Genomic DNA, 277 nt, shown 5'->3' with positions numbered 1-277 from the left:
ACTGCATCTGATATGGTGCCCGCAATCAGATCGAGGTTCCTCTTGTTGCACGGCAAGGCACTTACGCCCGGGGTGGACAAGTTCCACAACACCAAGAAATGGGGCCTCACTTCTCCCCACGGTGCCTTTATTCCTCAACTTGTTGTAGAAGATCTTGCCATTTGTCTTAGTGAAAATATTAAGAGCTTACACAGAAGTAAACAAAAAATAAAATTCATTATTCATAATTCTCAGCATTTGCCAGAGTGATTTAGGAAAATCATGGAAATCTTGGATA

1 protein-coding gene is annotated in these 277 nt (G+C 41.9%); it reads left to right on the top strand.

The window, feature by feature from the left end; genetic code table 11:
- The coding region (locus tag AC0IXA_RS27425) for a hypothetical protein (RefSeq protein WP_471814899.1) at window positions 1-249 on the top strand (249 nt) is incomplete at its 5' end.
- Window positions 250-277 lie beyond the last annotated feature (28 nt).

It is taken from the genome of Pseudomonas sp. AC083 (genome assembly GCF_979253165.1).
Note: the sequence above shows the minus strand (reverse complement) of the source record. Positions and strands in the feature narration are given on the sequence as shown.